The organism is uncultured Flavonifractor sp. (assembly GCF_944387675.1).
Lineage (GTDB): Bacteria > Bacillota > Clostridia > Oscillospirales > Oscillospiraceae > Flavonifractor.
Map to the genome: position 1 here is coordinate 1 of NZ_CALXFV010000097.1, position 8,254 is coordinate 8,254.

Genomic DNA, 8,254 nt, shown 5'->3' on the forward strand with positions numbered 1-8,254 from the left:
GGTGGGGCCGGGCTCCATCGTCCTGTTTCACAACGCCGCCCTCCACACCCCCGAGGCCCTGCCCGGCATCATTGAGACCCTGCTCCAGCAGGGCTATACCTTTGTCCCCATCTCCCAGCTCATCCTGCCAGGGCAATGCGGCAGTGACTACACCATTGATCACACCGGTCGTCAGTGTCCCTGCCAATAAAAATTAGAAAAACTAAATGTTTTATAAGATTATAAAGTTTGACTTCTTTTCAAACTGGTGATACAATGCCCTCGCAAACAGAAATGCAGCGTCCCGCTCTGAAGCGGATGAATGTTGGTCTGCTCACTACCGAATGAGAAAACCAAACCATCCAGTGAAAAGAAAAGGAGTGCATTGAAATGGCCAATACCCCCAAAGTTGCTGCCATGGAAGTCTTCCCGGTAGCGGGCAAGGACTGCATGGAGCTCAACCTCTCCGGCGCTCACGCCCCCTACTTTACCCGCAATGTGGTGGTGCTTACCGATGACCGGGGCAACACTGGCGTGGGCGAGGTTCCCGGCGGCCAGAAGATCACCAAGGCCCTGGAGGATGTGAAGCACCTGGTGGAGGGTACCTCCCTGGGCGACTACAAGAACACCCTGAAGAGCGTCAACGACTGGCTCGCCTCCAACATCAAGGACGACGTCCGCGGCCAGCAGACCTTCGATCTGCGCACCGGCGTCCACGTGGTCACCGCCATTGAAGCTCCTCTGCTGGACCTGCTGGGCCAGTATCTGGAGGTTCCCGCCGCCGCGCTGCTGGGCGACGGCATCCAGCGCAGCAAGGTGCGCTTCCTCAGCTATCTGTTCTACGTGGGCGACCGCAAGAAGACCGATCTGCCCTACTATTCCGAGCCTGACTCCGACTGCGAGTGGTACCGCCTGCGCCATGAGGAGGCCCTGACCCCCGACGCCATTGTAGCCCTGGCCAAGGCGACCTATGAGAAGTACGGCTTTGAGGACTTCAAGCTCAAGGGCGGCGTGCTGGAGGGCAAGGAGGAGCTGAAGGCGGTTCAGGCCCTGAAGGAGGCCTTCCCCGAGGCCCGGATCACCCTGGACCCCAACGGCGGCTGGCTGCTGAAGGACGCCCTGGCTCTGGCTCCCGAGCTGAAGAAGGTTCTGGCCTACTGCGAGGACCCCTGCGGCGCTGAGGGCCGCTTCTCCGGCCGTGAGATTATGGCCGAATTCAAGCAGGAGAGCGGCATGCCCACCGCCACCAACATGATCGACACCGACTGGCGGGAGATGCGCCACTGCATCGCCCTGCGCAGCGTGGACATCCCCCTGGCCGATCCCCACTTCTGGACCATGGCCGGCTCCGTTCGGGTAGGCCAGATGTGCAACGATTTCGGCCTGATGTGGGGCTGCCACTCCAACAACCACTTTGACATCTCCCTGGCCATGATGACTCAGTGCGCCGCCGCCGTACCCGGCAAGCTCAACGGCATTGACACCCACTGGATCTGGCAGGAGGGCATTGAGCGGCTGACCAAGGAGCCTCTCCAGATCAAGGGCGGCTGCATTGACCTGCCCGAGCGGCCCGGCCTGGGCATCGAGCTGGACCGCGAGCAGCTGATGAAAGCCCACAAGCTGTACATGGACAACTGCCTGGGTGCCCGGGACGACGCCATCGGCATGCAGTACCTGATCCCCGGCTGGAAGTTCGATCCCAAGCGTCCCTGCCTGGTGCGCTGAGCTTGATATCCGACTTCTTTTCCCTACCTTTCCCAATCTTTCCCGACCTCCGGCGGGGCCGGGGCGGAACATTCCGCCCCGGCCCCGCCGCATTTTCTGCCCGCCGCCCCGCTTTACAAGCGGGGCGCAATCCGGTATGATGGTGGGTAACCAGGAAAAGGAGGGAACGTCATGGCCAAGTTTGCGCTGCTTCTCCCCCGGGAGGAGATGGTGGAGCCGGCGGGGCGCATCGCCCGGGAGCTGGGGATGGATGTGGTGCTGAACAAGTCGGTGGCCACCGAGCGGGTGCTGGAGGAGATGGAGGCCTGCCGGGCGCTGGGCGCGGACGTGCTGGTGGCCCGGGGCCGCCAGGCCTCCATTTTGAAGGAGCATACCGACCTGCCGGTGGTGGAGATCCGGCTCACCGGCCTGGAGATCGCCCTGCTGCTCCACCGGGCCAAGAACCTGGTCCCCCGTTCGGCCCGGCCCCGGGTGGGAGTGGTGACCATACCCAATATGGTGGGGGAGATCCAGGGCTTTGAAGAGGTGGTGGGCATTGAGCTGCACACCTATTTCGTCAGCGGCATCAACGAGATGGAGCACGGGGTGGAGCAGGCGGTGGCCGACGGGATGGAGGTAATTCTGGGAGGGGATTTTGTCAACGCCTGCTGCCGGCGCCTGGGGAAACGGACCCTGTTTTTCGAGGGAACCGAGGACTCTCTGCGCTCCAGCCTGCGCAACGCCCGCAGCGTGGGCTTTGCCGCCGATGCCGAGCGGCGGAACACCGCCCATTTGCAGGTGCTGCTGGACTACTCCTTCAATGGCATCATTGAGCTGGACGCCGGGGGAGTGATTACCAGGAGCAACGACATGGCCTGCAAGATTCTGGCCCGGGACCGGGAGGAGCTGGTGGGTATCCCCCTCTCCGCCCTGATGCCCCGGGAGGATCAGGACCTGTGGACCGACGCCCTGGCCAGGCACCAGGAGCTGTATTTCTCTGTTCTCAGCGTGGCGGGGGTGAACGTGGTGGCCAACGCCGCTCCGGTCACCGACTGGGGCGCGGAGGAGGGAATGATCTTCTCCTTCTACGAGATGCACAAGATGGAGCGCCAGGGGGAGCGGGCCATGCGGGAGCGGTACCGGCTCCAGCGGTATCTGGCCTACGGCCGGTTTGAGGACGTGAACCACACCAGCCGGGAGATGGCCCGGGTGGTGCGGACGGCCCGGGGCTTTGCCGGCACCAGCCAGCCCATTTTCCTGCGGGGGGAGGTGGGCAGCGGCAAGTCTCTCTTCGCCCAGAGCATCCACAACGCCAGCCTCTGCGCCAAGGGTCCCTTTGTCACCTTTGACTGCGGGGCGGGCTGGCGGGAGCAGTGGATTCCCCTGACCCGGGCGGCCAAGGACGCGGATACCGGAACCCTCTACCTGGACCACCTGGAGTTTCTGGACCAGGGCGGGCAGCATGCGCTCTGCCGCCTGATCCGGGAGAACGTGGTGCAGCTGGCGGGGGAGCGGACTCCGGAGCCGGTGTCGGTGCGGGTGATTGTGTCCACCTCCGACATGGAGCTGCCCCGGATGACCGACGGCAGCTTTCTGCCTGAGCTGGGCTATATTCTCTCCCCCCAGCGGCTCACCCTGCCTCCGCTGCGCACCCGGCCGGACGACTTGGAGCAGGCCATCAGCATGTGCCTGGACGACTGCGTGACCAAGCTCAACCGCTACGTGGTGCTGACCAAGGAGGCCCGCAAGGTGCTGCTGGACTACCCCTGGCCGGGCAATTACATCCAGCTGAACACCTTTTTGGAGCGCATGGCCCTCACCGCACCCTCCCGCACCATCAAGGACGGCTATGTGCGGGACCTGCTGGAGGAACTCTACCCCGGCGACCTGCCTCCCATCCGGGAGCGGACGGAGCAGCCCTCCTCGGAGGAGGCGGCCCGCATTCTGGCCGCCCTGGCCCGGTGGAGCGGGAATCGGGCGGAGGCCGCCGCCGAGCTGGGCATGAGCAAAACCACCCTCTGGCGCCGGATGAAGCAGTACGGTATCCGGGATTCCTATCAGCGCTGAAAGAACACGGGGGCCTGCCGCATCTGCGGCAGGCCCCCGTGAGGCTGTCGGAAAAGGCCGTTTGCCTTATCCGACAGCCTCTTCCTCTTCTGTTATCCTTACAGCGCGTCGGACAACTTTAAAACGCCCCCCAGCTCGGGGAAGAAATCGGACTGAACCACGGCGGGGCCAGGCTCCACCCGGCTGCTCACCTTCTGACCCAGAATCCGGTTGGTGACAAATACGTGGAGCTTGTTCCCCTGCACGCATACCGCCAGAGGCGGTTCGGTCTTGCCCACCAGGCCGTGCAGGGCGGTCAGAAAGCGCTCCTCCGGCAGGCCGGGCGTCTCCCGGGGCCGGAGCACCAGCCAGCCCTCCCGGCTCATCCAGTCGGGCAGGCCGCTCACCACCTGCTGGAGATCCCGCTCCCGGCTTAAGGCCTGGTCCCGGGAGTCCTTCATCATCACCTTGGGGTGGATCAGCCGGCAGTCCAGGCCGGTGTCGTGGTCCAACTCCACCGTCACCCAGGCGCCGATGACAAACTCGTGGTGGCGCTTGCCCGCCATGGAAAAGCTGTGGGTAAAGCCGGCGTCGCTCAGCCGCACCGGCCGGCCCCGGTAGGTACCGGTTCCCCCTTCCCGGGTGAGAATGGAGCCCTTGGCCGGGTTGGCGGCCACCAGCCGAACCTGCCGCACCTCCTCCGGGTCCAGCGGGGATTCCGGGGTGTGTCTGGCGTCCTGCAAAGTGCGCTCCAGCGTGCTCTGAAGGCAGGCGTGGACAAAGGCCAGGCAGTAGGCCCTGGAGCGGCTGCGCACCACCACCAGATGGTAGACCAAACTGGCCGCAATCAGCACCAGGGTAATCCGCTTATCCACAAAGAAGAAGACGAGGGCCAGAACCGCCACGGCCAGGTAGACCAGGTAGAGCATCCGCAGGTGCTTGTATTGGGCGGTGAGGGCCTCCAGCAGGCCCCGGTTTGTCTCTTTCATAGGTAACGCGCTCCTTCCTCTCGCAGTCTGCTGTGCTGTGTTCAGTGTACCAAATTCAGTTGAAATACTCAAGCGTGAGGAAATGCGCAGAGAAATAAAACGCCTTTGTACAAACCATCCAATTTTAAAGGGCAAATTTTTTAGAAAATAGAAAAAACGCAAACTTGCTCTCAAAAAATCCCTTTTGTGGCGGAAAAAAACGTTTCAGATATGAAATGAAATGCGAAAAAGATGAAACGAATATTGCATGAAAATGAAATAAAGACAAAAATTCTAATTTTAAGGTCGAGATTCGGGAGTATTTGCGAATAGAAAAGGGGAGGGGAATTTGCTATGATAAAGCCACGGTAGTGAAGCAGACCCCAAGTTTCCAGGCAAGACCCCAAATTCCAAGAACCAACGTGAAAGAATGAAAGGAAGGATTGCACAATGAAGTTCAAGAAACTGGTTGCACTGCTCCTCTCGGCGTCCATGGCGGTTGGCCTGCTGGCCGGCTGCGGCAACAGCAGCAGCAACAACGAGGGCTCCGGCAGCAATAACGGCGGCACCGAGCAGAGCGGCGAGGTGAGCAACGCCTCCGGCGAGAGCAGCCTGAAGGGCAAGCGCGTCCGCGTGGTCATCGGCTCCACCTCCACCGGCGGCGACTCCTACATGATCGCCGACATGGTAACCCGTTATCTGGGTGAAGAGATGGGCTTCAACGGCAAGGTTGACGCCGTGGGCAACGCCCAGGCTCTGGACGCCATCAGCAAGGCTGACGGCGACGGCACCACCATCATGATGTTCCACGACATGGCGTTCCTCTCCGTGCTGTTCGGCGCGGTGGGCGAGGAGTACGCCCTGGAGAACCTGACCGTAGGCCCCCGTATCGGCGTGAACCCCGGCGGCTGCTTCGCGGCCAACGCCGCCGTCCCCTACAACTCTCTGGCTGAGGCCGCCCAGTGGCTGGCCGACAACCCCTCTGAGGAGCTGCGGGTGAACATCGAGTCCGGCTCCGCTTCTCACCTGTGCTTCGTGGTGTGGTACATGTGGGCCAAGGAGACCTACGGCGACGACGTGGCCTCCCGCATCAAGGCTCTGGTGGGCGGCACCACCGACGAGAAGAAGCAGCGTCTGTGGGACGGCAACGCCGACATCATCTACGCCGACTACTCCTCCTGCGTGGAGTTCACCAAGGAGGGCGTGGACGCCCAGCTGGCCATGAAGATCTTCGATACCTGCGGCAAGGTGGCTGACGAGAGCATCATCGCCATGGCCGACGACGGCATCACCTTCAACGGCGAGCCCTTCGACTTCAACAAGGACTTCTTCATGCTGTTCCCCAAGGATATGGATGAGGGCATCCTGAACGAGATCACCGCTGCCATGCAGAAGGTGTGCGAGAACCCCGACTTCCAGGCTGAGATGGCCAACCTGATGTATGCCGCCGTCACCGCCGACGAGGCTGACCTCCAGGCTTCCCGCGACTACATCAACGCCAAGCGCGAGACCTCCAACGCCATCGTGGCTGTGGCTCCCGGTCTGGACGAGTTGACCTAAACAAAATAAGAAACGGCGCCCCGCTGAAACCCGACCGGTGGTTGGCGTTTCAGCGGGGCGTCTCCCTGATGATCGTGAAAGAGAGGTAATAAGATGCTGCACATCAATGTGGTTTACTCCACTCAGCACTGGATCTTCCCCACCATCACCATCGGCGTGCTGGTGATTCTGGGCGTGCTGCTCATTGCCCTGGAGGGCCGCGCCCGGATCAAGGCGGGCAAGGGCTTCTTCGCCAAGCCCGGCCGCTTCTTCGAAGAGAACTATGACAAAGTAAAGTTCTGGGGCTGTCTTGCCCTGATGTTTGTCTACTTTTTCCTGCTGGACAAGATCGGCTTCACCGTGTGCTCCATCGTAGCTCTGATCCTGTTTAACACCCTGTTTGCCAACCAGGAGCAGATGAAGAGCACCAAGTACCACGTGACCAGCATCATCATTTCTGTGGTGGCCTGCGTGGTCATCAGCCTGGTGTTCGGTACCCTGTTCGCCATCACCCTGCCCTCCGGCATCTGCACCATCGAGATCCCGGCCCTGGGCTTCATCCTCTACTAAGAAAGGCTGGTGTAATTCATGGGATTTGAGCTTCCTTTTGTGATCGGCCCGGAATACATCGCCGTGGCCCTGTTCGGCGTCGTGATCGGCATTATCTTCGGCGCCATCCCCGGTATGACCGCCACCATGGCCGTGGCCGTGTTCCTGCCCCTGACTTACGCCTACTCCATGGAAATGGCCCTCTACCTGCTGCTGGGCCTGTACGTGGGCGGCATTTCCGGCGGATTGGTTCCCGCCATCCTCATCAACATTCCCGGCACCCCCTCCTCGGTATGTACCACCTTTGATGGTAACCCAATGGCCTCCAGAGGCGAAAGTGAACGGGCCCTGAAGATCGGCGTCACCTCCTCCTTCTTCGGCGGCATGATTTCCCTGGTGGTGCTGGCCCTGTTCACCCCCATCCTGGCCGGCTGGGCCATCAAGTTCTCCGCCGTGGAGAAGTTCCTCATCATCCTGTTCGCCCTCACCGTCATCGCCGCTCTGTCCCGGGGCCAGATGCTCCGCGGCCTGTGGATCGGCATGCTGGGCGTGCTGGTGGCCATGATGAACCAGTTCTCCGTCAACAACGAGTACCGCATGGTTCCCGAGTTTATCAAGAGCGAGATGCAGAGCGGATTCCAGCTCTTCCCCGTGCTCATTGGCCTGTTTGCCATCTCCGAAATGCTCCAGCAGTGCGAGACGGGCATGCATGCATCCTACTCCAAGGACGACACCAAGGGTATCAGCAATGTGGTGAAGTTTAAGTTTACCCGGGACTTCAAGGGCCAGATCGTCAACGTGTTCCGCTCCGCTCTGCTGGGTACCTTCATGGGTATCCTCCCCGGTGTGGGTGGTTCCGCCGCTTCTCTGATTGCTTACTCCCAGGCCAAGAGCTGGTCCAAGCACCCCGAGCTGCTGGGTACCGGCGTGCCTGAGGGCCTGATCGCCTCCGAGACCTCCAACAACGGCCTGACCGGCGGCGCCCTGGTGCCTCTGCTGAGCCTGGGCATCCCCGGCGACTCCACCACTGCCGTTCTGATCGGCGCCTTTATGCTCCAGGGCATTCAGGTGGGTCCCCTGTTCATCACCAACAACCCCGACATCTGGAACACCATCCTGGTAGCCCTGCTAGTGTGCAATATCCTGATGTATGTGGTCATGTTCTTCCCCATCAAGCTGCTGGCCAAGATCATCCTCATTCCCCAGGAGCGGCTGTATCCCGTGGTGCTGATGATGTGTACCGTGGGCGCCTACGCCACCCTGAACGGCCGGATGTTCGATGTGTGGTGCCTGCTGTTCTTCGGTATTGTGGGCCTGCTCATCAAGAAGTTCCACTTCCCCGTGTCCTGCTTCCTCATCGGCTTCATTCTGGGCGGCGACCTGGAGGACTACTTCATCCAGGTGCTCACCGCCTACAACGGCTACCTCACCGGCCTGTTTGTGCGGCCCATGGCCTGGGTCATCTGGGT

At 61.4% G+C, this 8,254-nt stretch carries 6 protein-coding genes and 1 pseudogene; 6 read left to right on the forward strand and 1 reads right to left on the reverse strand.

The window, feature by feature from the left end:
* The 3 genes and pseudogenes from Q0J74_RS09135 to Q0J74_RS09145 all read left to right on the forward strand — a co-directional run.
* A pseudogene (locus Q0J74_RS09135) lies at positions 1-190 on the forward strand (deacetylase); the annotation flags it as partial.
* A 179-nt stretch (positions 191-369) separates the two neighbouring features.
* Positions 370-1,704, forward strand: coding sequence for an enolase C-terminal domain-like protein (locus tag Q0J74_RS09140; protein ID WP_297213662.1), 1,335 nt, complete (start codon positions 370-372; stop codon positions 1,702-1,704).
* 171 nt (positions 1,705-1,875) lie between these two features.
* A complete protein-coding gene (locus Q0J74_RS09145) occupies positions 1,876-3,750 on the forward strand; it encodes a PrpR N-terminal domain-containing protein (RefSeq protein WP_297213665.1) in 1,875 nt (624 codons plus the stop codon).
* Positions 3,751-3,848: 98 nt separating this feature from the next.
* Here Q0J74_RS09145 and Q0J74_RS09150 read toward each other — a convergent pair whose 3' ends face one another.
* Positions 3,849-4,718 carry a hypothetical protein gene (locus Q0J74_RS09150; protein WP_297213668.1) on the reverse strand — a complete coding sequence of 290 codons (870 nt, stop codon included), beginning with the start codon at positions 4,716-4,718 and terminating at the stop codon, positions 3,849-3,851.
* Positions 4,719-5,147: 429 nt separating this feature from the next.
* Here Q0J74_RS09150 and Q0J74_RS09155 point away from each other — a divergent pair, with 429 nt between their 5' ends.
* The 3 genes from Q0J74_RS09155 to Q0J74_RS09165 all read left to right on the forward strand — a co-directional run.
* On the forward strand, positions 5,148-6,257 hold the full coding sequence (locus tag Q0J74_RS09155) for a hypothetical protein (RefSeq protein WP_297213672.1): 1,110 nt from the start codon (positions 5,148-5,150) through the stop codon (positions 6,255-6,257).
* Between the two features lie 93 nt (positions 6,258-6,350).
* Positions 6,351-6,806, forward strand: a complete 456-nt coding sequence (locus Q0J74_RS09160) for a tripartite tricarboxylate transporter TctB family protein (protein ID WP_297213675.1) — start codon at positions 6,351-6,353, stop codon at positions 6,804-6,806.
* An 18-nt stretch (positions 6,807-6,824) separates the two neighbouring features.
* Positions 6,825-8,254, forward strand: a 1,430-nt coding sequence (locus tag Q0J74_RS09165) for a tripartite tricarboxylate transporter permease (RefSeq protein WP_297213678.1), incomplete at its 3' end; no start/stop codon positions are given.

What these genes read in the sequence shown, in the direction of transcription:
- Q0J74_RS09140 (WP_297213662.1), top strand. Translation starts at nt 370, where the DNA reads ATGGCCAATACCCCCAAAGTTGCTGCCATGGAAGTCTTCCCGGTAGCG.
- Q0J74_RS09145 (WP_297213665.1), top strand. Translation starts at nt 1,876, where the DNA reads ATGGCCAAGTTTGCGCTGCTTCTCCCCCGGGAGGAGATGGTGGAGCCG.
- Q0J74_RS09150 (WP_297213668.1), bottom strand. Translation starts at nt 4,718, where the DNA reads ATGAAAGAGACAAACCGGGGCCTGCTGGAGGCCCTCACCGCCCAATAC.
- Q0J74_RS09155 (WP_297213672.1), top strand. Translation starts at nt 5,148, where the DNA reads ATGAAGTTCAAGAAACTGGTTGCACTGCTCCTCTCGGCGTCCATGGCG.
- Q0J74_RS09160 (WP_297213675.1), top strand. Translation starts at nt 6,351, where the DNA reads ATGCTGCACATCAATGTGGTTTACTCCACTCAGCACTGGATCTTCCCC.